Consider the following 25,231-nt stretch of genomic DNA (forward strand, 5'->3'; position numbering starts at 1 on the left):
GCAGGGGTATTTATTCATTGGAGGTACTTTCATATGCACATTAAAGACACTCTTCCTCATCGTTATCCATTTTTAATGATTGATAAAGTAACAAATGTAAAACATGGGGAATCCGTTACGGGATATAAACTCATTACAAATAATGAATGGTTTATAAATGATAATCAAAAACATATGCCTCATATGCTAATTGTAGAAGCGCTTGCTCAGCTTAGTGCATTTGTACATCCAAATGACTCTGAAGGTCTAGGGTTTCTCTCCTCATTAGATGGGGTTGAATTCCATGGAAACGCATATCCCGGTGATAAACTTGATTTACATTATGAATTAACTCGCAATCGTCGAGGTTTTATTCTCGGTAAAGGTACTGCAACTGTTAATAATCAGCCGATTGTAACTGTGGAAAAGCTATTAATATATCAAGCAGATTAGAGACGATTTAATCCGCGGGGTATCTACCTCCTACAAATTCGTCTCACCAACATGAACAGAGTAAACAAATCACTTGGTTAGGAGCAAGAAAATGGAAAGTACTATCGGTATCGATGCTGGAGGAACATTAACGAAAATTGCTTATTTGAACGAACAAAAGCAATTAGCTTTTGAAAAATTTTATTCAAATGAACAAGATAAAATAATAGATTGGCTTAAGAAAAACACTCGTATTAAACAAATATGTATAACAGGTGGTAAAGCAAAACAATTACAGCAACTACTTTCACACTCATATAAAATAGTAGAACGAAACGAATTTGAAGCTACTCTAGTAGGTGTCCAATACATATTAAAAAAAGAAAAATATGATATAAATAACTTTATATTAACAAATATCGGTACAGGTACTTCCATCCATTACGTTTATAACGACAAATATGTTCGAGCTGGCGGAACCGGTGTTGGCGGTGGTACTATTATGGGGCTTTCAAAATTATTAACAAATATAGATCATTTTGAAGATGTGATTCCGTTAACAAAATTAGGTTCTAGAAAAGCACTAGATATCTCGGTTGGAGATATTTATGATGGCATTCTCTCTCCTATTGATAATAGCTTAACTGCAAGTAATTTCGGCAAAGCTACTAAAACAGACTCGAATTTTAGTAGCTCTGATATACTAGCAACTGTGCAAGGACTTGTTGGTGAAGTCGTTACTGCATTAAGCCTTCAATTCGCCGAAACAAAAAACATTGTCCATATTATTTATATTGGTTCCACTCTATGTAATAACGTACACCTCCAAAATATTATTAGTAACTACACAAAATATCAAAATAAAACACCAATCTTTTTACGCGATGGTGGTAATAGCGGTGCGATTGGTGCTTTACTTTATGTTACGAATAAAAAAAGCTGACACTTGTCAGCTTTTTTGCAACGGTACTTCAAATTCAATAATTGATTCCCCGTTCTCTCCAATTCGCTCTACACTAATTCTATCAACTACACATTGTAACTTTTCAGGGAAACTTTGAATATCTTTAGCTACTTCAGCAGCTAACTCAGCACTTTCTTTTCTCCCGACTGTTACATGCGGTATGTACGGAATATCTTCTTTCAAAAATTGTATTAAAGGTCCTGTATACAGCATATCATGTAGTTCTTCTATTTGTTCTTTCCCTTCCTCAACTTCTAAATACAAATAGCTTCCTACACTCGTGATACGATTTGCAAACTCAATTTCAATTTTACCTACCCCTTTTGATAAATTCAAAATATGAGATTTTAATTCATCATTTGATATATTACTCTCAAATGGAAATACGATTGTTATATGTGGAGGGATTAATCTAAATAAAGGATCATGTTTATGTCTAATATTCTCTATTTTATCGATGGACATGTTATTTAGAAAAACTAAAATTGTACGCATTTTTATCCCCTCAACTTCCCCTCATTATCATAATCTATGTCAGTCTACCCTTCAACAACTTGTTTTGCTTACATGTAAGAATAAAAAACTTCTCAAATGAGAAGTTTTTATATAGTGTGATTATTATTTTCCCGCCAAACTTTCCTAAACTTTATATAACAAGCAATTCTCCAAGGAATAATATACGATACTGCAACAACATAAAATAATAAACCAATCGTTTGCTGATCTAGGTCAACAATAAATTGTCTTGAACCGTACCTCAAAATGATAAGTGCAATAAAAGTAATTAAAAAAGCAGCACTTTTTTTCGTATAAATATTCCCATCATCTCTTCGTTCATAATTTGTTAAAACTATAAGTGGTACGGCGAAAAGAACTCCAATAAATGCTGCTATAATAACTTGTAAAATAGCTGGATGCATAGGACCAAAAAACCATAAAGCACCTGGTGTTAAAAATAATAATGGCCACAAAATACGTTTTCCCGTCCCCTTAATTGGCTTATGCATAGAACGATAACGACGCCAAAATATTAGTAGTGCAATACATAAAAAGACGGTTACTAATGAAGAAGTATCTCCCATTTACTTTTCCTTCTCCCCTAAAATAATTGTATTTAAATTGTATCTTCAAACGAAACCTTACGAATAAATAGAGCGCTAATTGCAATGTATACGAAAATAAGAACTATCGATACTGAAATGAAGTTAGGTATTTCTAGTAACATTTTACTGTTAATAAACACCAATTCTTTTATACCTATCCCTGCATACATTGTACTAGCCAATCCGAATAAAAATATTATACTAAAAGCTAATCCAAACCAATTAAATCTCTTCTGAAAAATTGTTGTTGATTGAAATAAACAAGCTAATGTACTATAAAATATGAACTGCACAAAGAATTGTTCAATTGCATATGATCCGAAATTTATCTGTTCTGTTTTATAAAATGTACCTTGTAAAAATAAAATTTGAAGACCTGAAAACAATGCAGATTGCAATAAAATAAAACATATTGAACCAATCAAGAATTGCAACCTAGTGACACCAAACGAGACCACTGTAGGAAAAATATCAAGTTGAATAAGATACACACTTATCACAATAAACATTACGATTGCAATTGATGAATTATTGAAGATATCATGTAAAAATGCTACCTTTATTCCCTTTAAATCAGTTGCAGTCATCGTCCCTTTTATAAGTAATGCTACAGTCCAAAAGATAAGAATGGCTTTATAATGATATTTTATATGTAACTTCAACTGATTCATTAACATCGTCATTTCACTTCACCACCGGTTATATGTATAAATAGTTTTTGTAATGTAATTTTATCAATTACTAAACCTTCTTTTTCAAGAGAGTAATACTCTTCATTAGAAAGTTCTTCCCATATAACAGTAATCCCCTTATTTCCATAAACCTCTCGATTTATTACTTTTTTATTGATTGAAAACTCATCCACTTTATCTTTTATTCCTGAAATAATATGACCTTGTTGTAACAAATCTTCCACTGATGATTGAACAACCAATCTTCCTTCTTTTATGATGATTACATCTTCAATAATATGAGTTACTTCTTCTACTAAATGTGTTGATAATATAATGGTTCGGGGATGCTCACCGTAATCTTCTAGTAATAAACTATAAAACAACTCGCGATGTGCTGCATCTAAACCTGTAGTTGGTTCATCAAAAATTGTAATTGGCGCCCTACTTGCTAATCCTTGAATAATTCCTACAACAGTTTGCATTCCATGTGATAGTTTATGGTATTTTTCTTTCAAATTAAGTTGAAATTGCCTAGCAAGTTCTTCAGCAAACTCTTGATCCCAATTTTTATAAAACATGTTACATAAATTAAAAATTTCTTTAATTTTATCATTTAGATATGCAGCTTCTTTCACTCTAACAAAACAAATATTTTGCATTGCTTTACTATTTTCAAAAACATGTTCACCAAATATTGATACGCTACCACTACTTGAAGTAATTTGGCCTGCAAGTAAATTTAATAGTGTCGTTTTTCCTGCACCGTTTCTACCGAGTAAACCATATATTTTATGCTCTTCCAGTGAAATCGTTACTTCATTTACTGCTACTTTCTTTTTATATTTTTTCGTTACATCTTTCGTTTCAAGTGCAATCATCCCTCTTTGCCCTCCTTCGTAATTTTTTGAATCATATCCATCAATTCGTCTTTAGATATTTCTAATACTTTTGCTTCTTCCCATACTTTAGGTAAATATTCGGTCATAAAAGTATTTTGTCTTTTTTTAAGTACGACTTCTTTCGCTCCCTTTGCAACAAACATCCCGATCCCTCTCTTTTTATATAGAATCCCTTCGTCCACTAATACATTTACCCCTTTAGCTGCAGTAGCTGGATTTATTTGTAACATTTTCGCAAATTGATTTGTTGATGGAACTTGTTCTTCTTCCAGTAATATGTCTTTTAAAATATCAGATTCAATCGTTTCTGCTATTTGTAAGTATATTAATTTATTTTGCTCCAGAGTAGGTTGCACAACTTCACCACCTTAGGTTCATAGGTTCGTTACTTATGTAATTAACCATATCACATAAAAATGTTTATTTCCATAAATTTCTTTTATAAAAAAGAGAGTCATTCGTTTAAGAATGACTCTCTTTCTAAAATTTTAAAGTTTCAACTCTTGTTCTCAAATTCTTTTCATTTATACCATTTTGACAAAAGTTAAACTGTTGTCCCTTTATAGACTTTGTACGATCTACTACTTGCCCTAAATGATAGCTTGTATGCTCCGCTAAATGTAATAAACTATGAAGATCCATATGTCTATTTTGTTCCCATACCTGTATATATGCTTTTCCCCATTCATCAAATATTTCTTCAACCGTTATTAGCAAAACTTCGGAACTTACTTGTTTTACCGGAAAGTACTCCTCAATTCCATTTTCAAAAACTATATTTGAATCTTTATAACGCTTTGTATTTCTCTGTAAATGTTCACAAATATGCAGTACAATTCCACCAATTGAATTAATAGAGTCCCTTTGTTTCCACAAATCTTCTTCATTAATGAGTCTTATTGCCTGTACTAGCTTAGGTAAATAATGATCTTGCATTCGATGATAAATAATTTTGTATACTAACTCCACCTTTTCTCCTCCCATTATTTCAACTACTGCACTGGATATTTAACAAATAAAGGTTTCCGAAAATCTTTATCATTTATAAGCATTGTAATTTTTTCGTTATTATCGTTAAGGAACTTTGCTACTTTCTTTTTATCCCATATATCATTTTCTTTTGGAAAATCATCAAATTTTTCATACAGGATTGATAGTACTTCTTCTCTCTTTATCGCGAAATTTTTATTTTCTACATGAAACTCGTAACTTTTCGCATTTGGTACTAAAATCGCTAAATAAATAACGTTAAAGAGAAAATTCTTCTTCATCGTATCCTTACTATCAAACCAATACGTCTCAACAATGTCTTCTGTAAGGGGGCCATTCCCTTTTGCACCATAGTTCACCTTTATGCTTTCATTCTCCAAACTTATACTTTGAAATGTTTCACCACCGGGTAAATGATTAACAATTGCAACTACATCTGAATTATTACCAACATATGTCCCAGCATATTTCTTAAAAGCAGCAGGTTCAACATCAGATATTTCTTTTATTCTTTCTCCGCTAGAACAAGCAGTAATAAATAAAAAAATTGTTAGCATAACAACCACATTACGATGCATATATTTCATTTAGCATCCCCCATTTTTATCGATATTTTGTTAACTACAATACATCTTCTCAAAATCCTTTAAAACATACGCATTTTAATCAAAATTAAAAATTTTCAATTTTTATGTTTACAATTATCCATTAATTGTATATACTTACTAACGTAAGAAAAAATTCTAAAAGGAGGTCGAATAAAATGATGAAATTACAATTACATGCTTTAACTTTAGCGTTAACTGCACCTGTGTTTTTCGGACAATTTAATATGAATTCGACCACCCTAATGGAGAATTGAAAATCGTACATTATTTCTTTTAATTCATAAATTCGCCACAGGAGGTCGTATACTTTCCTGTGGCTTTTTCACGCCCAGCCATAGGAGAACTATATCTTCCTGTGGCTTTTTTGTGCGATTTTTTAGCCTCTTACATCATTTTTTTTAGAAAGGAGCAACATTCGATGACTATTAGCGTATTGTTTTTAAGTATTACGATTCAAAGAAATCCAATTTCCAAAGATGAAATGTTTCATAATGTACAAATTGAAAAAGCTATGAATGATGTTAAGGAGCGCCAAGCGCTTTATTGTGATCACCTGTAATTCCTTTTCGAAAGGAGGAATTCATTTATGACTTTTCATATTTTCTTTTTTACGACTGTACTTCAGAAAAACACTTTATCTGAAGACGAAATTGATCGTAAACAACAATTAAAAAAACTGACTGATAAAATAATTGACATTAAAAGTTCATACTACACACAAATGTATTAAAAATATATTTTTAAGGAGCATATCCTAATGAAATTTAAAGCATTTTTTTTAACAATCACCATTCAAAAACGTAAGCTTTCACAGAAAGAAATTTCACGCGAGCGACACATTCAATCGATTATGAACGAAGTAAAAGAACGCCAAGCTTCTTATTACAACCGTCTTTTCTAAATAATTTATAAAGGAGCAATATCCTAATGAAATTTAAAGCATTCTTTTTAACTATCACTATTCAAAAACGTAAGCTTTCACAGAAAGAAATTTTACGCGAGCAACACATTCAATCGATTATGAGCGAAGTAAAAGAACGCCAAGCATCTTATTACAATCGTCTTTTCTAAATAATTTATAAAGGGGCAAAAAACTAATGAAATTTAAAGTATTCTTTTTAACAATTATGATTCAAAAAACTAAGTTCTCGGACAGTGAGAAATTGCATGATCATCAAATTAATAAAGCTATGGAAGATGTAAAAGAACGTCAAAGTCACTACTGTAGCCATCTATAATTCCTTTCGAAAGGAGGAATGTATTATGAAGTTTCACCTTTTCTTTTTAACAATCACAATCCAGAAAGAAACCCTTTCTGAAACTGAATTAAAGCAAGAACAACAATATAAACAGATTATGGACGAAATTCGAGATCGTAGAAGCAAATACTACTCTCACCTATAAATCTTTAAATATAAAAATTGAAAGGAGTCAATTATGATGTTGATAGCACGTTCTAAAGAAATGATTTGGATAGTTCAGAGGGATTCCACATAGTTTTATAGACATATTATCACACAAGTATATCGTTACGTTTGATGTGTAATAAATATATAATAAAATTATATTTTAAAGCTTTTAACTTTTAGTAATAAATAAAAAGATACACCACTTAAAAAGCGGTGTATCTTTCTCAACATATACTATTTTCGATTACTTCTTTTCGTCTTAAACAGTCTCACTAAGTTCGATACAACTGTTTTCGTTACTGCATAAACTGGCACCGCTAAAATCATTCCGATAATTCCCGCAAAATTACCTACCCCTAAAATTAAAATAATAATTGTTAACGGATGGATATTTAATTTTGAACTCATAATACGCGGTGAAATGATGTTACTTTCAAACTGTTGTACAATTGTTACGATAATAATTACGTACAACGCTTGCATCGGAGATACGAACAGACCCACAATTACAGCTGGTGCTGCACCGATAAATGGACCTAAGTTAGGAATGATATTTGTAAATGCTGCTATAATTCCTAAAACGAAAGCATACGGTAAATCGATAATTAAATAACCGATAAAAGTAAAAGCACCTACAAATATACAAACGAGCGCTTGCCCTTGAATATATGCAGATAATGTTTCATTCGTTTCCTTAATGATGCGAAGTCCTTCTTCACGGTAAGACTCTGGTAATAAGCTTACTGCTTTACCTGGAAAGGCATGTCCATCTTTAAACATATAAAATAAAATGAATGGTACTGTGAAGATAACTAATGCAACGTTCGTGATAATACCAAATAAAGCCGTTGCACTCGACGTAATTGTGTTTGGTATACCCTTTAAGTATTCAATCGCATTTTTCTCAATTGTTTCAATGGAAACATAATTTTGTGTAGATAACCATTCAAATAATCTGTGATGGGATAAATCTTGTATGTATAGTTTTCCCTCTTTTATATACATTGGCATGTTTTTCACTAAATCCATTAGCTGTTGGGAAATGGTTGGAACAACAACTCCAATAGCCACTCCAGTTAATGTAATTATAAAAAGATACAGTAGTAAAATCGCTAAACCTCTAGGTACTTTTTTATTCTCCAAAAAGACTAACAATGGGTTAAATATGAAGTATAAAAATAACGCGATTAAGATTGGGAAAAACAGCGTTGATATGAAGATACCAATCGGTTGAAATAAAAACGATATTTTTGTGCAAATAAATATGATCGCTACAACCATTAGCACTTCTAATGTCCAAAAGTGCACTTTCGATTTCAAAAAAACGTCCTCCTTTAAACTAGCACTTCTCTTCATTGTACCAAAATAAGAAAGAATTTCACATAATATTTTCCTTTACAATATTCCAAAATGCCAATAAATACACTACAATGAGATTACATACAAATTTGCAGGTAAAGGTGATAAAAATGACACAATGCATCATTTGCAGAAAAGATACGAAAGAACTTAGTGAACAATATGTCATCCCAGAAATATTATGTGGATATTATTTCACAAACTCAATTTGTGATACTTGCCATGAACAAATGACAACAAATATTGATCGTCCCTTAATTCGACATAAATTAAGTCAATTTAAGATTGAGCAAATGAAAAAACAAATTGATTCCCCTCTCTATACGAATGAGCATGGTGAGGAACTTGCGGCTGCTGAGACAGATGTTGTTGAAGTAAGTGATGAAATACTTTATTCCAATGCATTAATTATGAAACTATGTAAAAAACACGGTATTTCACTACATAATGAAATTTGGAAGGAAGAACGTGTAACGAAGGTAGCTAGCTCTATTCAACGTGAATTACTTTTAGATAACCGTAAATACAAAATGAGTGTATTAAAAATGGCTTATACTTTCGCTGTTCAAGCTGTTGATGGCTATTTTGAAGATCCAGATGCGATTGATATTTCTAACATTCTATCAAATGCGGATTTCATGGAACTAAAAGAAAAGAGCATTGTTCGTGATTTAAGTAAAAGTTCTTTATGGAATACATTAAATACAAATAGCGAAAACCATTACTTTATTTTATTAAGTGATAAAGATGGCCTGTTCTGTTTCATTCGTCTATTTGATATTTTTGACGTTGTCGTTCATTTATCAGAAAAGAGATATGAACTTTCATCGCCTATTGTCGGCGTAAATAATGTAAGTAGGCAGGAATTTTATGTCCAAACTTTAAAACAGTATATGGATGGGCTATTTAAAGAAAAAACTACTTCTATTTAATCAGAACCAGAACATACGGTCTCCTTTCTTGATGAAAAGACACTGTGTTATAATAAGTATGAAAAGAACAATACAATCACATAAACCAATTATTAATTGTATATAAATAAAAAAGACTAGTGTGCGGCTACACACTAGTCCACGTAACTTAGCAGATTGGATTGTTCATTTATCCTATTTGTTTCTTACAAACAAAACAACCCACATTCTATTGGCATAGGTGGGTTGTTATTTTTTGAGCTTGTCTATTAAAACGACGACGAACGTTAACAATGCAACGAGAAACAGTCCACCCTGCAGTAGCAACGCTATTTCACTCACGTATTATCACCCCCCTCCTATTCGGAGAAGTGATAATTGAACAACCAACCGTACCTTAAGTTACTATTTAATTTTACCATATTTTCTAATAGTTTACGATGAAAACCCGCAAGTGAAATACTTGCGGGTTTTTTATGCTGTATTAACAGGCAGTAAACAAAATGAAGCAAAACATAGGTGAAACTTTAATCCTCACTATTTTTTTAATGCATATGCATCAGCAATCATTTCACCAACAATTTTATTTTCTTGTTTCTTCTCGTCTTTCAATAATGGGAATAATAATTCTGCTACTTCATACGCTTCTTCTAAATGTGGATATCCTGATAAAACAAACGTATCAATTCCTAACGCTTCATATTCTTTTATTCTATTTGCTACTGTATGCAGATCTCCTACAAGAGCAGTACCTGCACCACCCCTTACAAGCCCTATGCCAGCCCATAAGTTTGGACTTATCTCTAACGACTCTCTCGTACCTTTATTTAAATGCGTCATTCGTTTTTGACCGACTGAATCATATCTTGCAAATGTTTTTTGAGCGAGCTCAATTGTTTCATTATCTACATATTGAATTAACCTCTCAGCCTCTTCCCATGCTTCTTCTTCTGTTTCTCTTACAATTACATGTAATCGGATACCGAATCTTACTGTACGCCCCTTCTCTTCTGCAAGTTTTCTTACTTCTTCGATTTTCTCTTTCACTTGCTCTGGTGGTTCGCCCCACGTTAAATATACATCACTATGTTCAGCTGCAACTTCTTTACCTGCAGCAGACGATCCGCCAAAATAAATTGGTGGATACGGTGTTTGAACTGGCGGGAACACAACTTTACTATCTGTAACTTTAATATGTTTTCCTTCTAAAGAAATACTTTCTCCTTGTAGCGTAGATTTCCAAACTTTTAAAAATTCATCTGCTACTTCATACCTTTCATCATGTTCAAGATATAATCCATCCCCTTGCAGTTCGACTGGATCACCTCCAGCTACTACATTAATAAGTAACCTCCCATCTGAAATTCTATCAAATGTAGCTGCCATTCTCGCTGCTACTGTCGGTGACATTAGTCCTGGTCTAACTGCTACTAAAAATTTCAATTTCTCTGTCTCAGTGGCAAGTGCCGATGCTAATACCCATGGATCTTCACAACCTTGACCAGTTGGAAGTAACACACCCGTATATCCTAAATAATCAGCTGCCTGTGCAACTTGTTTATAATAACCATATTCAGCTGCTCTTCCTCTTTTTGTCGTTCCTAAATATCGACCATCTCCATAAGCTGGAATAAACCATAACAAATCCATATCTTTACACATCCCTTATTTTTATTAAAACGTACACTGAAATACTCTATATAAATTACCCCTAATAATTTATATGTTAATTCCCTGTCTCCCCTTTAAAATTATCTCGCCATCTTAAAAATTTCACTTCTAGTAAACGTACGAGTGAGTCAGAAAACTTCCCGACGAATGCAAAGATAATAATACCGACAAATACGATATCTGTGTTTGAAAATTGCCTTGCATCCATAATCATATAGCCGATACCTTCTGTAGATCCCATAAGTTCTGCTACTACTAAACTCACCCATGCAACTCCTAAAGATAATCTTGCTCCAAGTAATAGGTTTGGCAATGCGGCAGGTAAAATCAATTTCGTAATTAATTTTCTTTTACTAAACTCTAACACTCTCGCAACATCAAATAATTTTGAATCTACACCTCGTATCCCTAAAAACGCGTTTACGTATAAAGGAAAAAATGCGCCGTCCGCAATTAATAATACTTTCGATGTTTCTCCAAAACCGAACCATAGTACGAAAAGCGGTGCAACTGCTAAATGGGGCACAGTTCTTAACATCTGTACAGACGGATCTAAATATTGCTCACTTCTCGTTGAAAATCCAACAATCGTTCCTAAAATAATCCCTAAACTTCCGCCGATAAAGAAGCCAGCCGCAGCCCTGAATACACTAATACTTAAATGACCGAATAACTCTCCTGTTTTTATAAGTTCTTGAAAAGCTAAAAATATATCTAATGGCGTTGGTAATACTGTTTTAGAGATTAGATCGAATACGCCAGCTAACTGCCAAATAATTAATACGACAATTGGTATCGTAATCGCTCTTACTAACACCCTTACATTCGTTTTCCGTACTTTCTTTACATTGTTTTTGCCAATCGTTATACTCGCCCTTTTCATAACAGCTTTCGTATTCTCCAATTTACAAAACCTCCTTTCATTTCGCCTTTAACGCTTTTTCTACGTAAGAATTGTCTACAACTTTATCTGTCTTTATTTCTTTCTTTATAGAACCGAGTTTATATTGAAAATCGGCTGTCTTTTGTTGTTCGGTTATTATTTCTTTCGTTACTGGAACTAAAATTGGCTTGTCGTGATCGAACACTTCTTTTACAATTTCAGCATCTATTTTCTTTGCAGAAGTATATATTTTTATTGCTTCATCTAAGTTTGACTCTTGCCATACACTTGCCTTTTCATAAACTTTAAGGAATTTCTCAACTAGTTCTGGATGTTCTTTCGCAAATTTTGTTCTCGCAATTAAAAATTCTGGAGAAGAAACATTTAATCGTTCACCATCTGTAATAACCTTGGCGCCTTTATTTAACGTATGTAGCGAAATGAATGGATCCCAAATCGCCCATGCATCTACTGATCCTGATTCAAATGCCGGCTGTGCCTCATCTGGCTGCAACTGAATGACATTTACATCTTTCGTATTGATACCTTCTTTATCTAATGCTCGATATAATAAATTAAATGCGCTACTTCCTTTTGCTACTGCGATTTTTTTACCTTTTAAATCTTTTACACTCGTAATCTTGCTATCTTTTTGTACAAGAATGCCTGTTCCTTTTCTCGCGTAACTTGTATTGGCAATTTCAGTAAATTCGATACCTGCTGCTTGAGCGGAAATAACCGGAGAGTTGCCAACTTCACCAAAGTCTAATCGATTTGATGCGATTGCCTCAAAATAAGGAGGTCCGCTTTGGAACTCTGTCCATTTCACCTTAACTCCTTCTTTTTTAAACTCCTCTTCAAACCATCCCTTTTTCTGTGCCAGTAAGAGCGGGCTTAATCCCTGTTGTATACCTATTTGAATGGTTACATCTTCTTTCTTACTACTTGCTGTACTTTTTTCGCATCCAAATAAAAATAAAGATATAGCTAACGCAAATGAAAGAACTTTACATGTTTTATTCATAAATAATCCACCCTTTTCCTATATACTCGTTTGAACCAGTCCCCCATATTCAAACTGATGTAGCACTTTTGTTCGAAGTTGTTGGAACGATTGAGAAGTTTTATTTCGAGGATAAGGTAAATTATTTTCAATCACTTTATGTATTTTTCCAGGCTTTGCACTCATGATGATCATTCGGTTTGAAAGATATATCGCTTCGTCTATATCATGAGTAACAAATAACATTGTCGTTTTCTTCTGCTCCCAAATGTTCAATAGTACTTCTTGCAAATGACTTCTAGTAAATGCATCAAGTGCCCCAAACGGTTCATCAAGTAATAATACATTCGGATCTCTTAATAAAGCTCTCGCAATCGCAACACGTTGTGACATCCCGCCTGAAATTTCTTTCGGATAAGATTTTTCAAAACCGTCTAATCGAACGATTTCAACCCATTCTTTTACTTTATCTTTTACATACTTATCCTTTAACGATAGATCTACAGCAATATTTTCTTCAACTGTTAGCCATGGAAACAAGCGGTGTTCTTGAAAAATAAACCCTTGTTTCTTACTCGGTTTTACGATTTGCTCCCCATCGATAACAACCTTACCTTCGAATTCGTCATCTAATCCCGCAACAATTTTCAAAAGCGTACTTTTCCCACAACCACTCGGTCCGATTACAGTGACAAAATCCCCTCTCTCTAATTGAAAATTAATATCTTCTAACACTTGGACCGTACCAGTTTGTTTCGAAAAATATTTTGATACCCCATCAATTGAAACAGTCACTTCTTCTCCTCCTTGAAATGATTCATCTAAATGAACAGATTCAGTATTTGTGCAATAAAAAAACCAAAGGCACTTTATCAATAGATAAAATGCCTTTGGTTTCTCCAATCAGCAATACGTAATAGAATTAAGTACATATTATACAAATATTTCCGATAAGTCAACTCGGTTTTGTTAAAAAAATACATATGATTCGTTTGAACATTCTTATTGTTATGTATTTAAAAATTATTTTTTATAGTTCTTAATCCACTGTAACCAATAAGAAAACTCACATGCCAAATGCATTTGATGCGATTTAATAAGACTATTCGGACAAAGTGCTGGGAACTCTACAACTAGACTTACCTCTATGCCAGTATCTGTATCTTTAAATTGATGTCGAACTCCACCAATAGTAGTACCGTCTTTCATACGTGCAACACCTGTTGATTGGTATTGATAAGACTTATCTCTAGGTGTTTTCAATCCTGTTTCGTCACCAAAAACAATAAAAAATTGAACTGGAAATGGCGAATTACCAGTAGTTTCGATAACCTCTAATTCATTTTCCCCAAAGGGTCTTAGTACATAATGATCAGGACAAGCTGATAAATTCACTTGATCATTTTCACGTGATTGTTCAAGCATAAAACTATCAATTCCATTTATCGCTTCTTCTGCCGTAATCCCATCTAAATAAATACTTGTTTTTGAAAATTTTCGTCTATCGCCAGATAAAACAGTACAAATACGCATACCCATTGCACTTAATTTAAGTTTAAATTTCAACTTATCATACATTTCATTATATGAATAATTTAGCTTTACTTCTGTTAGTTTTTTTATCATAACGTCTGTATCATTTAATTCTAGCTCTTTATGTCCTAATGTATTTAAAACTTTTTTAATACGTTCTCTTTTCCACTTTGTAAGTTGTTCATTCGAAATATTGTTTCCATCGATCATAATTTTCATATACATTCTCCCTCGCTTTGATTGTATCGTAGTGTATTTAATACTAAATTAATCATTTCTTGCTTCGTATCTAAATTTAAATCCACGTCTGAATGAGCAATACTGCTAAGACCGTATAAAATAAATCCTGAAGCTAGTAATGAGTTATCAGTATTAAAATCCCCAGTTTTCACCCCTTCTTCGATGACTTGTCGGATTAATGGCTGCATTCGCGTGAATAATTTCTGTTCCAGTTGAAAATGTTGTTCCGTCTGAAAGGAACTCACATTTTTATAAGGTGCTAATTTTTCGATAAATGCCCAAAATATATTTAGAGAATCTCTCATCTTTTGCATGACAGACCGTTCATTAGAAATAAGTATCCCTTCAATTAATTCCATATTTTTTACAATAAAGTCATTTAATACTTCATCAACAAAATTCTCTTTAGACTTGAAGTAATAATAGAATAAGCCCGTTGCTACGCCTGCATGATTCACAACATCTTTTATGCCAAATCCTTTCATACCATTTTTCATATATAGTTCAAAACCAATATCCATTAACTCTTGTCGTCTTATATCTGGTTCTTTTGATATTCTTTTCATAGGTCATCTCCTAATATGTTTTACCTTCGACTGAATCTGATTCAATCATAAACGACTGAACTATATTCAGTCAATATTGGTTTCCACAAAAAAAGAGTAATCCCAAGAAATATACATCTAACCTTAGACTTGTCAAAAAAGTTAGATCATATAACTTGTGACTACTCAATTTCATTAATCAAGTATTCTAGTTTCAAATCAATTACACTTTAGTTTAACCTCACCATTTCAGTCTCTACAATCATTTGAAGAAGCGTTTTTTGAATGATTTCCTCCAATACATTAAGAGCTTCAGCCACATAGCCACCTTCAAAACCCTCTAAAGGCTCAGGTAACTCATCCTCATCTAAAATAAAATATTCTCCGCTTGGAAGTACCAATATATCAATAATTAAATCTTCAAATGACACTAGTTCGTCTGTTATTTGCGTATTTTTTACAACATTAAAATAAGAGCCTACATACATTCCATTCTTATCTCTCCATATGTATAAATTGTACGGACGATCTTCCCAGTAGTATGCAATGGTGTAACTTCCTTTTTGGATTGTTAAACTCGCACGATGTGCAGTCATTGTAAATGAATACTGAACCTCATGAAATAACACGATACTTTGCAACTGCTTTTCAAGTAATAAGCAAGTGTGATCTACTATTGTCGAGTCATACCTGATTTTTCTTTCTATAATTTCACTTCTTGCTGTTTGTAATTTATTCATTAGTATGTTTCCCCTTATGCTAAGTCTAGTATTAATTATATCGATTTATTTAGTCAGGAAGAAGTATTTGGCCTACAAATACACAATAAAAACTCCCTCTTATTTTAGAAGGAGTTTTTCACTGTCCATGTTTCATATTGTTTCACTTCTACTGAAAGCTCATTCGTTTTCAGCCATTCTACTACACTACATACAAGAGGAGATGAATTATCTTCAGTAATACTTTCAATCGGAATCCATCTAGCTCCTATTGAATCTTGCTCTTCAAATTGTTCAGGTACTTTGAATTCACCTTCGTATTTTTCAACGCGGTATAAAACTGCGATATGATGTACATGTGTGTACTCCTTAAATTTTGATGGAAATTGAAAATCAATTGTACCTATTTGTTTTACTACCTTTACTTTTATCCCAGTCTCTTCTTTTATCTCTCTATGAAGTCCAGCTAATAATGATTCCCCATCTTCTAAACTACCACCAGGTAGATCATACCGATTTCTATATGGACCTTTAATTTTATCAATTACTAATATGTTATTGTTTTCAATACAAATGCCGTACACACCAAACGCACGATGAAAATTAGTAGCATTATTCATGCTTTAACTTCTCCATAACCGCATCATAAAACTTCCGTTCCTCATCAACATTTAAGTGAACACGTGTTACTGTTTTAGAAAATCCATATAACAATTGCGCTTTTACAGGCTCTTTTAGTGTTATTTCAAATGTTGGCGCTTCCTTTATAAATTCCATCACAGTTGCGTCAAGGACCTTTTTCTCTTTCTTTAAAAATTCTCCTTTATAAAACGCAATTTTATCAATTCGTGTAAATGGTATAACAATTTTCTTTCCTAATCCGATTTGAATGATTATTTGTTCTTCTGTAATGATAATTGGATTTTTACGCATTGCTTGTATTTCAGCTAAAAAATAAAACATTGCGTATACGTTTAACATAAGTAAAATCCATGCTATTACCGGATTCCATTCGTGAAGTAAATAATGAAAACCGATACTTTCTATTAAGGTCGCATGGATCATCATGATATATACACCTATTGCACCCGTTTTTTTGTGATACGAGTAAATGGATTCACCTTCTGGTACTTTTACACGCCACGATAAAAATGCATAATAGATTAACTTACACTCTGTTACAATGATATCTATTAATTTATTTCTTTTCATAGTAGCATCAAACACTGCATCAATTGCATATGAAAATGAAGAATACTCTCTTTTATATTCTTTATATTTTTTTATTATGTTAGGAAGCATTCTAACGATTTTATATAGAAGGAATAACTCTAAACATACAAAAGCAATTTCTCCCGCTACTATAATATAAGAAACATATGCAAAAGCTTGTAAATAGTCACTTGGAATAATAAATCTTGCAAAAATATAACCAGCTATTACTACAGGAAGTATATACGTTAACGAGTATCTTTTTCTAATAATTAAGAAATACGTAATGACCGGAATGACAAACATACAATCTAACAAAGAACCAAGCACAACTTCATTCGGAGCAGCTGGTATAATTGGAAGAGCATACAATAAATAGTTTGATAACATAATTACAGTTACGAGTCCAATCCAAATACCTTTTCGCCTTCGTGATAGTGAGGCATTCATACGTTCACTCCTCTATTTAAAAACCTCGTTTAAATGGTCTTTATAAAATGAAATGGCATGTTCAAATTCTTTAACTTCTTCTACTTTTACAACTGTTTCAAGTAATAATTTCATCGCGGATTCATGATCGTTTACGTTATATTTTGCTAATGACAAAAATACTTTCATTGGATCGTTCTCTGGGAATTTTTTCACTCCAGCTTCTAATACTGTAATCGCCTTTTCATAAGCCCCTATACAACGATATGTACTTCCTAAACCAATATAAGCACCGCAAAGCGATTCGCCATCAAGTCCATTTGCGATTGCCTGCTCATAATACGGAACCGCTTCTGTTTCAAGCCCCATTACATCATGTATCCAAGCACACTGATACAGTACTTCTGCATCCTTAGTAAAGTTTGTTAATCCGATAAGTATCTCCTTAGACTGTGCATATTTCTTTTCGTTTCTAAGTTTAATAGCTTGCTTTAATAAATGTTCCATAGAATCCACTCCTAACCAATTATTCTATGTATCCATCTTGAATGGTTAACGTTTAATGTTCGTGAAAAAGTAAACTTCCCATAAATTAAAGTTTCGCTTACCTATATATACTATGCGGATTCATTCTTATCCAAATACTTAAAATTATAAAACAGTAATGTGATTACATAGTACTTTTAACCTTTTGACAATTTCTTTCGCTGTTTCATCTTTCCCATTACATAACTTCCCTTTACCGTCTTGTCCAATTACGTAGTGTACCGCTCCGCGTGAATATAAAGAATGTGGTGAATTCGCAATCATTACACTTGCCTTCGCTTCTTCCATTCTTTTCTTCGCTCTTTCAAACAGTTCTTCTTCATTTATATTGCTTTCAAGTTTAAAGCCAACGAGTACCGTTTCTGGATCCCACTCTTTTATTTGTTTTAATACTTTTGGAGCCTTTTGAAAATGAATAATTGGTGCTATATCACTTGAAATTTTCCCATTCATATCAAGTACCTTACCATCTTGATCACAAATTTTGTCTACAATCCAATCTGATCCAGCGGCTGCCATAATAACCGCATCTACTTTTTCATGCGTAATTATACTTTTCATTTTATCTTGTAGATCAACAATTCCTTCAAATGGATGTAATTCCAATTGATTATTTATATCGTTCGGTTTTTCAGCGAAATAACCGTGTAAATAAATAACATGTGCCCCTTTATTTATAAGCTCTTCGGCGATTATTCTCCCAATTGTGCCTTTCGCCATATTCGTATGCCCGCGTACTTGGTCCCATTTTTCTAAACAACCACCACTCGTAATTAATACCTTTTTCCCCTTCATTGTAACCATCCCTTACTGATTTTTCTTACGAAACCATTCCGTTCCAAAGTCAACGATATCTCGTTGCTTCATAAGACGGCACGTTGCATTTCCTATTTTTCCATTTGTTACAGTTCCTTTTCGCTCAAACTCTACACCAATTTCTACAAACTTATCAGAATCGTAATCCATATCAACAAACTCTTTCCATACTCTTTCACCATTCTCTATAATAGGTGCTCCTACTTTTATTAACTCACATGCACCAGTACGTACTTCAGATAAATGTACAGACGTATTGGAATCATATCCAACACCAATTAATAATACATATCCGTCTAAATCGTATATTCTTCTTAATGGAGATTCCTCTCCTAAACTCATTGATAGCGACTGATTCATCGTTATTTCTGCTGCATACTTTCCCCATGCGGCAAAACTTCCTAATGGATGGTTGCTACGTACTACATTCGGATATGTACGAAAACATTCAACTACTTTTCCCATTGCTCTTGTTGGTGTAATATGTGGCTCAAATGCCGGGACATTATCCCTGATAATTTGCCACCATTCTTCAGGTACAGGTGGTCTTGACCAATGTTTCGGATCAGATAAATCCGAAGATTGTGTCGGCATAATAATTGTTCCCTCTTCCGTAATAACTTCCATTAACGCCTCTACTACTGCAACTGCTCCGCCAGATACCCAGCCAATAGAACTGAGCGAAGAATGCACAATAACCGTCATTCCTTTTTCTAACCCTAATTCTCTTAAATCATTTGTAATTGTTTTGATTGTATTTGGCAATTGTGTACTTGCCACTATGTCATTCATTTTCACGATTGTTCCCCCATTTTGTTTTAAACTACTACATACATATATTATCATATTTTTCTTAATTTTTAACTTAATCATTTTTCATACTTATAAAATAGCGAACTATAAAAACAAATTGATTTTTAGCATATACAGAAAAAGCATTTAATACCTCTTAAAAACGTGTAGTTTTTATCAATTAACAAAAATATTTTTCAAATCAATTACAAATATAACACCGAAAAAAAGAATCACATATTATGTTAGTGATTCTTTTTCTATAAGATAACGATGCACCATTTCAACAAAAAAATGGCATATTTAATTTTAAAATGTGTTTCTTATAAATATTTTTCAATTTATGTATTTAAACCTCGAACTTCAGGAACATTTGAAGTTATTTTTGCCCTTGTAGTTGCTCTACTATAGTTTTTGCCTGTGTATCAAGTCTCTGAGCCGCTTCACCAATACCATTGAATTCATGAACTGCTTGTTCTATACATGAGTAACTTTCAGTAACTCTCTTTTCTGATTGAAGGGTCCCTGCACTAATCTTTTGTACCTGTTTAGTTATATTCTCAACATTAAAGTGTACATCTTTAGTTACAGTTTTAACTTTATTTGCTAAATTACGAACTTCACTTGCAACAACATTAAAACCACTACCATAGGCACCAGCATGGGCGGCCTGAATTCCAGCATTTAAGGCCAATAAATTAGTTTGTGTGGCAATTTCATTAATCGTTTTCACCATGTCGCGTATCATATTAGTTTGTACGTTAAGCTCTTGTAATAACTTCATATTGTCATTAGTTTGTTCGACTATTTGTTTAATGGCCGCGGAAACCATATGACTACGCTTAATCCCTTCTTGCGCACGTCCCTTTAGATTTTCCGCCATCTCTTGCAATTCAAGTGTTACCTTTGCCGTCCCATTCTCACGCGCAGTAATATCTGTAGCGACTTTAATAACCGCTTGAATTTTTCCATTCTTATCTACAACAGGGGTATATGTCGCTTCTAGCCATATAATTTTCCCTTGTTTAGTGATTCTCTGTATTTTCCTTTGAAATGAGACTCCATTCCGAAAATTTCTCCAAAAGATATCATATTCTGGACTTTGAGCAAACTGTGAAGTACAAAACTGACGATGATGACTGTTTAATAGTTCATCCACTTCATAGCCCATTGCATATGCAAAATTATGATTTGCCCATATTACTTTTCCATAGGGATCAAACTCAATCATAGCTAGTGAACGTTCTAATGCAGCAAGTACCTCCCCTTGATTTAATACTTGTGTACTAAGTGAAGTAGCTTTTGAAATATTATCACTCTTCATGTGCTTCTCTCCATTTCAAAAAAATTAAATATCATAGCATCTCCCATTAAATATACCACTATCGAATTATACTAATATCTCTATGATTTGTCCCACTTTAATTAATATATATCAACGATCTTTAATCATATTTTTTTCAAAATAAAAAGAGCACTTTTAATTTCAAAGTGCTCTACCATTAATGCTTTATATATATTTCTTACCCTTCAATCGTAACCCCTGTAAACATCGATAAGTTTCCTGTTATTTTCTCACCTACACGTAAAAATAACCCTGCGGCTCTCCCGCTAATACAGTGTGAACCAATTAATAGTTTACCAGTATACGGACCATCCCATGTGTCAATTGTATAGTCAGGCATTTCTATATATTGCTGGTATATTTTTCGCTGTTCAAAGTAGTACTCCGTTTTATCTTCAGCTAATAGTTCAAAATTATCGTATATAGATACTCCTCCGCCTTCACGGCCGTATAAAGGCTTAGAAACATATGATGCATCTCTTTCTATAAACGGCTTATTTGTAAAATATGTTGGTATGAAGTAGTTTTGAATGATTTCTCTCTCTTCTTTCTCAAAGAAAACTCCCTCTTCGAACAGTTGCCAAATTAATGCGAGTACACTTTTATTTTGCATAAGAAAAGCTGCAGGTGGATTAATAATTTTCACTCTTCCTTGCGCTATATGATCTAAAAACTGAAGTCCAATTCTTTTCCCATTTTTATCGGCATCTGAAACTAAATATTCAATTGGATATAGTCTATATAAATAATGGATTCGTTCACCATTTTGCGTATATATACCATCATCTGCAACGACGATATCTTGTATGCCTATATAGTCCGTTGATTGATCTAAACAATAGCTTCTTAAAAATTGAACTGTTTGATGGTCTTCATCATGCCAATCATAACTAGTAAAATATATCGTCTCAATAGGACTTATATTATAGTCATGTTTAATTTGTTCCCACGCCTGCACAATATGCTCTTCTATATGGTTCGGATGGTTCACGTCATGATAACGGCACAACACTTCATTTGCGACAGATGGCTCTAAATAACCTGTTGGTGTATCACAATTTACTTCTATTAATTTTATATCTTCACCATTTACGATAAAATCAAACCTCGTAAAATATGAAAACAAACCAGTATGTTTCATTCTCGCAATTTCCCACGTTTCAGCTGGAAATCCTAGTGTTTGAAAATCTTCTGTCGTATTGACAATATATTGATACGTTCTATATAACACATACATAATTTCTTCTGTCGCTTTTGAAATAGCAGTATAAGTCTTTACCGGCATACGATACATACCTGTTGCCATATATTGATTCCATTCTTCTTTTTCTAATAGACTCGGCCACGTAAATCCATTCCGACCAGCCTCTTCCGCAAGTGAAAACCATACTTTCATATACTCTTTCTGCTCTTGTTCTGTATACATGATCCTATTATCCTTTCGTATTATGATCCGGCTGGCGCTTTTGCATTCCCAATTCCACTGGAACCAGAATTCACTTTCGGCGTTTGAGTCGTAGATGATTTCGGCGTATTTGTATCTGGCGTTACTTTACTTGAGGAATTTGGCTGTTGTTTATTTAAATCCACTTTATTGGAAGAATTATTGTTGTTACTGTTAGTTCCGCCGTAGTATCCTCCTCCACCGCTGCCACCAGTTCTACCTTGGTCTTTTTCACGATATGGAATAATATTATTTGCATACGGTTTCTTCATTATATTTGGTTTTGCTGTATAATTCATATTTGAAGTTCTGCTTGCTAATAAATATCCTGCTACGAATGGAAGTATTGGTAAATGTGAAGTTTCATTATACGATGAAAATGATGGATTATTTTCCTTGCATAACTCATCATTTTCTACATTTTCATTAGTAGGAGTTTTATCGTCACAATTTAATGTTTCTTGTTCATTCCCTTGTTTTCCACCATCTGTTTTAACAGCAGTACTTTCTTTCTGGGCCGTTTCTTCTTCATAATCGCCACAGCCTGTTAATAAAAAAGATGACACCCCAATTGAAGTAGCAATTTTTATAAATTTACTTTTATCCATTCTCATGTGTTATACACCTAATTTCTTTTATCTATATTTTTCCAGATACCTTTATTATATAATGTAATTCTTACTTTTTTCAAACTATACTCAATATGTATATTTGCATATTTTCAATGCTATCCTTCCAGATAGCATTGAAACCTTTCGACTCCCGGATATTTTTCTCCTAAACTTTTAATCAGAAAACCAATTTTCTTATAAAATTCTACTGCCTCTTTGTCTGTCTCTGCTTCTACATAAGTCAATTGATGTATTCTTAATACTTCCTTTATCATTTGCAATGCAATTCCTTTATAACGATATTGCGGAGCGACTGCTATATGGCAAATTCTCGCTTTATTTGCTCCGATTATTTCAATACCTATACAACCTTTTTCTTCATATTTGTAAAAAGTCCCTTTATTCCTTTCATAGAATAAAACTGCTTTCTTTAAGCTAGTTTCACTTGGACCAATTGCATACTGTAGTACATGTAAAATTGAATCTTTTTCAATTTGTTCAACACACTGTAAATTCATACTTCCATCCCTTTCTATGAAAAAAGACTAGCTCTTTATAAAAAGAGCTAGTCTCATTACGCCGTTATTTTTTCTTCTTTTTTCACAACGACAGCCACATAACTATGTAGTATCATCCCAACAATAACTAGGCTCATACCAATCCAAGATAAAGATGATGGAATTGGCGCGGATAGCAAGATGAGCTCTCCTGCTAGCGCAAATAAAACTTCACCAGACTGAGTTGCTTCCACTGTTGCTAGTTTTTGTGGATCATCTTTTACAAGATCAGTCGCAAAGAAGAATAAGACAGTCGCGATTAAACCTGAACTAACCGCTACTATAAAACATTGAAAAACTTGACTACTTGACGGTAGCCCGCCTGTTGATACTTCATAACCAGATAGTAAAAACCAAAATGGTAAACTTGCTAATGTCATACCGAGAACTCGCTGAAACACATCTAATTCCCCTTTACAAACTTGCATCATTTTCCGGTTTCCAAGAGGATACGCAAACGCTGCAATAAGGACAGGAACTACACATAAAACAGTTTCACGAATTCCTAATGAAGAAGCATGTTCTACTTGCATGAGTACAACACCGCATAAAATAATACCCGACATAACTAATTCCTTCATTGGAAGTTTTTTATGTAATGGATCTACAGCAAAAAATGGTGTTAATAAAATTCCTGCGACGATTGTAATTTGCCATGTTGATGCAACTAGCCAACCAGGTCCAAAAGCTCCAGCAAAACTAAGCGGAGCATAAAAAAGTCCAAATCCAACGATACTCCACACTAACCATTCTTTCGGATTACTTTTCATATATTGAAAGAGTTGCTTTAAGTTTCCTCTATACATGACAATAAGTAAAAGCATTGGAACCATAAAGTAGTACCGTAATGATGCACTCCAAATCCAGCTTCCACCTTCTAAGTCCATTGCCCGATTTAAAACGAAGGTAAAGGCAAAGAAAAATGATGCCAATATCCCTACTGCAATAGCTTTCATTATAAAACCCCTTGTTTAGTTTCTTCTTAATACTATACAACAAATTTAATATAATTAAAATTCAAAATCTTCATCTCGCATCTATTCTAGCTCTATATAGTTTTCTTAACTGTCTAATATGAGCTTGATGGTACCGATTATGATCGGCTATATGCCATATCCCCCACCTTATAGTCGCACTTTCTCCCTTTTCATAAAAAACTTCCCGTGTTAAATCATTTTCTGTTAGTTTCATACATTCCTCATATAACATACGTTGCACAGCTTCATAATCTTGCATTAATTGTTGCAGCGTATATTTTCTTAAACTTGGCAGTTCTCCTACTTCATTTAACATAGGCCCATATATGTTTTCAAGTGCCAGTGGAACTGCTTCTCCTTTTAAGCGATACACCCAATGTAAATCCACAACTGCTAAATGTTGAAGTAGTTGCCCTATGCTATTTTCATTATTTTCTGACCCCTTAAAAAACAGTTCCTTCTCATCAGTACCTTCTACTAACTTTTGCAATCGTTTAAATGTATCCGTAACCGTCGCATATAGAATCGCTACTTGCGGGTTCATATTTTTTTCTAGATGGAGATCTTTCATACTAAACTC

At 33.2% G+C, this 25,231-nt stretch carries 36 protein-coding genes; 9 read left to right on the forward strand and 27 right to left on the reverse strand.

The genetic code is table 11. The annotated features are described in order from the left end of the window. Positions 1–33: 33 nt before the first annotated feature. Positions 34–432, forward strand: a complete 399-nt coding sequence (locus ACHZK0_RS13830; protein WP_262742258.1) for a 3-hydroxyacyl-ACP dehydratase FabZ family protein — start codon at positions 34–36, stop codon at positions 430–432. Between the two features lie 91 nt (positions 433–523). Further along, the gene (gene coaW / locus ACHZK0_RS13835) at positions 524–1,354 is read left to right on the forward strand and encodes a type II pantothenate kinase (protein WP_262742259.1); all 831 of its coding nucleotides are present in this window, start codon (positions 524–526) and stop codon (positions 1,352–1,354) included. A 6-nt stretch (positions 1,355–1,360) separates the two neighbouring features. Here coaW and ACHZK0_RS13840 read toward each other — a convergent pair whose 3' ends face one another. The 7 genes from ACHZK0_RS13840 to ACHZK0_RS13870 form a co-directional block, all read right to left on the reverse strand. Next, positions 1,361–1,870, reverse strand: coding sequence for a 2'-5' RNA ligase family protein (locus tag ACHZK0_RS13840; RefSeq protein ID WP_262742260.1), 510 nt, complete (start codon positions 1,868–1,870; stop codon positions 1,361–1,363). A 107-nt stretch (positions 1,871–1,977) separates the two neighbouring features. Continuing rightward, complete coding sequence (locus tag ACHZK0_RS13845; protein ID WP_262742261.1) at positions 1,978–2,457, reverse strand: CcdC family protein; 480 nt, start codon at positions 2,455–2,457, stop codon at positions 1,978–1,980. Positions 2,458–2,489: 32 nt separating this feature from the next. Then, positions 2,490–3,161, reverse strand: a complete 672-nt coding sequence (locus ACHZK0_RS13850) for a DUF4052 domain-containing protein (protein WP_262742262.1) — start codon at positions 3,159–3,161, stop codon at positions 2,490–2,492. Then, the gene (locus tag ACHZK0_RS13855; protein WP_262742263.1) at positions 3,158–4,030 is read right to left on the reverse strand and encodes an ATP-binding cassette domain-containing protein; all 873 of its coding nucleotides are present in this window, start codon (positions 4,028–4,030) and stop codon (positions 3,158–3,160) included. Before ACHZK0_RS13855 ends, ACHZK0_RS13850 begins: the two co-directional genes overlap by 4 nt. Further along, positions 4,027–4,407 (reverse strand): GntR family transcriptional regulator, encoded by a 381-nt coding sequence (locus tag ACHZK0_RS13860; protein WP_262742264.1) that lies wholly within the window; start codon positions 4,405–4,407, stop codon positions 4,027–4,029. The genes ACHZK0_RS13855 and ACHZK0_RS13860 overlap by 4 nt, the downstream gene beginning before the upstream one ends. A gap of 124 nt (positions 4,408–4,531) precedes the next feature. Then, a complete protein-coding gene (locus ACHZK0_RS13865; RefSeq protein ID WP_262742265.1) occupies positions 4,532–5,020 on the reverse strand; it encodes a hypothetical protein in 489 nt (162 codons plus the stop codon). A 23-nt stretch (positions 5,021–5,043) separates the two neighbouring features. Next, positions 5,044–5,628 carry a DUF4825 domain-containing protein gene (locus ACHZK0_RS13870; protein WP_262742266.1) on the reverse strand — a complete coding sequence of 195 codons (585 nt, stop codon included), beginning with the start codon at positions 5,626–5,628 and terminating at the stop codon, positions 5,044–5,046. A 439-nt stretch (positions 5,629–6,067) separates the two neighbouring features. On the opposite strand from ACHZK0_RS13870, the gene ACHZK0_RS13875 reads away from it, so the two are divergent. Genes ACHZK0_RS13875 through ACHZK0_RS13900 form a run of 6 tightly spaced genes read left to right on the forward strand, consistent with a single transcriptional unit; the run spans position 6,068 to position 7,053 of the window. Then, positions 6,068–6,208 carry a YrzI family small protein gene (locus tag ACHZK0_RS13875; protein ID WP_262742268.1) on the forward strand — a complete coding sequence of 47 codons (141 nt, stop codon included), beginning with the start codon at positions 6,068–6,070 and terminating at the stop codon, positions 6,206–6,208. Between the two features lie 27 nt (positions 6,209–6,235). After that, positions 6,236–6,379: a YrzI family small protein gene (locus ACHZK0_RS13880; protein WP_262742269.1), complete on the forward strand. Its 144-nt coding sequence runs from the start codon at positions 6,236–6,238 to the stop codon at positions 6,377–6,379. 27 nt (positions 6,380–6,406) lie between these two features. Further along, positions 6,407–6,550: a YrzI family small protein gene (locus ACHZK0_RS13885; protein ID WP_262742271.1), complete on the forward strand. Its 144-nt coding sequence runs from the start codon at positions 6,407–6,409 to the stop codon at positions 6,548–6,550. Positions 6,551–6,576: 26 nt separating this feature from the next. Beyond that, the gene (locus ACHZK0_RS13890; RefSeq protein ID WP_270343018.1) at positions 6,577–6,720 is read left to right on the forward strand and encodes a YrzI family small protein; all 144 of its coding nucleotides are present in this window, start codon (positions 6,577–6,579) and stop codon (positions 6,718–6,720) included. A 26-nt stretch (positions 6,721–6,746) separates the two neighbouring features. Then, positions 6,747–6,887: a YrzI family small protein gene (locus ACHZK0_RS13895; protein WP_395760495.1), complete on the forward strand. Its 141-nt coding sequence runs from the start codon at positions 6,747–6,749 to the stop codon at positions 6,885–6,887. 25 nt (positions 6,888–6,912) lie between these two features. Next, positions 6,913–7,053 carry a YrzI family small protein gene (locus tag ACHZK0_RS13900; RefSeq protein ID WP_087953365.1) on the forward strand — a complete coding sequence of 47 codons (141 nt, stop codon included), beginning with the start codon at positions 6,913–6,915 and terminating at the stop codon, positions 7,051–7,053. Positions 7,054–7,292: 239 nt separating this feature from the next. Here ACHZK0_RS13900 and ACHZK0_RS13905 read toward each other — a convergent pair whose 3' ends face one another. Beyond that, on the reverse strand, positions 7,293–8,378 hold the full coding sequence (locus ACHZK0_RS13905; protein ID WP_098585423.1) for an AI-2E family transporter: 1,086 nt from the start codon (positions 8,376–8,378) through the stop codon (positions 7,293–7,295). Positions 8,379–8,527: 149 nt separating this feature from the next. On the opposite strand from ACHZK0_RS13905, the gene ACHZK0_RS13910 reads away from it, so the two are divergent. Beyond that, positions 8,528–9,349 (forward strand): HNH endonuclease, encoded by an 822-nt coding sequence (locus ACHZK0_RS13910; protein WP_395760496.1) that lies wholly within the window; start codon positions 8,528–8,530, stop codon positions 9,347–9,349. Positions 9,350–9,577: 228 nt separating this feature from the next. On the opposite strand, the gene ACHZK0_RS13915 is transcribed toward ACHZK0_RS13910, so the two are convergent. From ACHZK0_RS13915 to ACHZK0_RS14005, 19 genes are all read right to left on the reverse strand, one after another. After that, positions 9,578–9,670 (reverse strand): putative holin-like toxin, encoded by a 93-nt coding sequence (locus tag ACHZK0_RS13915; protein ID WP_001289320.1) that lies wholly within the window; start codon positions 9,668–9,670, stop codon positions 9,578–9,580. 195 nt (positions 9,671–9,865) lie between these two features. Beyond that, on the reverse strand, positions 9,866–10,978 hold the full coding sequence (gene ssuD, locus ACHZK0_RS13920) for an FMNH2-dependent alkanesulfonate monooxygenase (protein ID WP_262742276.1): 1,113 nt from the start codon (positions 10,976–10,978) through the stop codon (positions 9,866–9,868). 76 nt (positions 10,979–11,054) lie between these two features. Then, complete coding sequence (locus ACHZK0_RS13925) at positions 11,055–11,903, reverse strand: ABC transporter permease (RefSeq protein ID WP_262742277.1); 849 nt, start codon at positions 11,901–11,903, stop codon at positions 11,055–11,057. Positions 11,904–11,919: 16 nt separating this feature from the next. After that, on the reverse strand, positions 11,920–12,906 hold the full coding sequence (locus ACHZK0_RS13930; protein WP_270343027.1) for an aliphatic sulfonate ABC transporter substrate-binding protein: 987 nt from the start codon (positions 12,904–12,906) through the stop codon (positions 11,920–11,922). Positions 12,907–12,924: 18 nt separating this feature from the next. Then, the gene (locus tag ACHZK0_RS13935; protein WP_395760497.1) at positions 12,925–13,680 is read right to left on the reverse strand and encodes an ABC transporter ATP-binding protein; all 756 of its coding nucleotides are present in this window, start codon (positions 13,678–13,680) and stop codon (positions 12,925–12,927) included. A gap of 228 nt (positions 13,681–13,908) precedes the next feature. Further along, entirely contained in the window at positions 13,909–14,637 is a 729-nt protein-coding gene (locus ACHZK0_RS13940) for a hypothetical protein (RefSeq protein WP_395760498.1), read from the reverse strand. After that, positions 14,634–15,224, reverse strand: a complete 591-nt coding sequence (locus tag ACHZK0_RS13945) for a TetR/AcrR family transcriptional regulator (protein ID WP_270343034.1) — start codon at positions 15,222–15,224, stop codon at positions 14,634–14,636. The genes ACHZK0_RS13940 and ACHZK0_RS13945 overlap by 4 nt, the downstream gene beginning before the upstream one ends. A gap of 209 nt (positions 15,225–15,433) precedes the next feature. After that, a complete protein-coding gene (locus ACHZK0_RS13950) occupies positions 15,434–15,943 on the reverse strand; it encodes a DUF402 domain-containing protein (protein ID WP_375812260.1) in 510 nt (169 codons plus the stop codon). 104 nt (positions 15,944–16,047) lie between these two features. Continuing rightward, a complete protein-coding gene (locus tag ACHZK0_RS13955) occupies positions 16,048–16,542 on the reverse strand; it encodes an NUDIX hydrolase (protein ID WP_270343043.1) in 495 nt (164 codons plus the stop codon). After that, positions 16,535–17,584, reverse strand: coding sequence for a hypothetical protein (locus ACHZK0_RS13960; RefSeq protein ID WP_270343052.1), 1,050 nt, complete (start codon positions 17,582–17,584; stop codon positions 16,535–16,537). Before ACHZK0_RS13960 ends, ACHZK0_RS13955 begins: the two co-directional genes overlap by 8 nt. A 12-nt stretch (positions 17,585–17,596) precedes the next feature. Continuing rightward, positions 17,597–18,070: a tetratricopeptide repeat protein gene (locus tag ACHZK0_RS13965; protein ID WP_270343056.1), complete on the reverse strand. Its 474-nt coding sequence runs from the start codon at positions 18,068–18,070 to the stop codon at positions 17,597–17,599. A gap of 144 nt (positions 18,071–18,214) precedes the next feature. Further along, positions 18,215–18,904 (reverse strand): phosphopantothenoylcysteine decarboxylase, encoded by a 690-nt coding sequence (locus tag ACHZK0_RS13970; protein WP_395760499.1) that lies wholly within the window; start codon positions 18,902–18,904, stop codon positions 18,215–18,217. A gap of 12 nt (positions 18,905–18,916) precedes the next feature. Further along, a complete protein-coding gene (gene aacC / locus ACHZK0_RS13975; protein ID WP_270606988.1) occupies positions 18,917–19,717 on the reverse strand; it encodes a BA2930 family N-acetyltransferase in 801 nt (266 codons plus the stop codon). Between the two features lie 379 nt (positions 19,718–20,096). Next, entirely contained in the window at positions 20,097–21,041 is a 945-nt protein-coding gene (locus ACHZK0_RS13980) for a methyl-accepting chemotaxis protein (protein WP_270343066.1), read from the reverse strand. 199 nt (positions 21,042–21,240) lie between these two features. Next, on the reverse strand, positions 21,241–22,488 hold the full coding sequence (locus ACHZK0_RS13985; protein WP_395760500.1) for a glutathionylspermidine synthase family protein: 1,248 nt from the start codon (positions 22,486–22,488) through the stop codon (positions 21,241–21,243). Between the two features lie 20 nt (positions 22,489–22,508). Next, positions 22,509–23,120: a hypothetical protein gene (locus tag ACHZK0_RS13990; RefSeq protein ID WP_395760501.1), complete on the reverse strand. Its 612-nt coding sequence runs from the start codon at positions 23,118–23,120 to the stop codon at positions 22,509–22,511. A 113-nt stretch (positions 23,121–23,233) separates the two neighbouring features. Continuing rightward, complete coding sequence (locus ACHZK0_RS13995; protein WP_270343078.1) at positions 23,234–23,635, reverse strand: GNAT family N-acetyltransferase; 402 nt, start codon at positions 23,633–23,635, stop codon at positions 23,234–23,236. 56 nt (positions 23,636–23,691) lie between these two features. Then, the gene (locus ACHZK0_RS14000; RefSeq protein WP_097820419.1) at positions 23,692–24,630 is read right to left on the reverse strand and encodes a multidrug resistance efflux transporter family protein; all 939 of its coding nucleotides are present in this window, start codon (positions 24,628–24,630) and stop codon (positions 23,692–23,694) included. A 70-nt stretch (positions 24,631–24,700) separates the two neighbouring features. Then, on the reverse strand, positions 24,701–25,222 hold the full coding sequence (locus ACHZK0_RS14005; RefSeq protein ID WP_395760502.1) for a DinB family protein: 522 nt from the start codon (positions 25,220–25,222) through the stop codon (positions 24,701–24,703). Between the last annotated feature and the right edge of the window lie 9 nt (positions 25,223–25,231).

The sequence above is a fragment of the Bacillus sp. 3G2 genome, assembly GCF_044324725.1.
Taxonomy (GTDB): domain Bacteria; phylum Bacillota; class Bacilli; order Bacillales; family Bacillaceae_G; genus Bacillus_A; species Bacillus_A mobilis.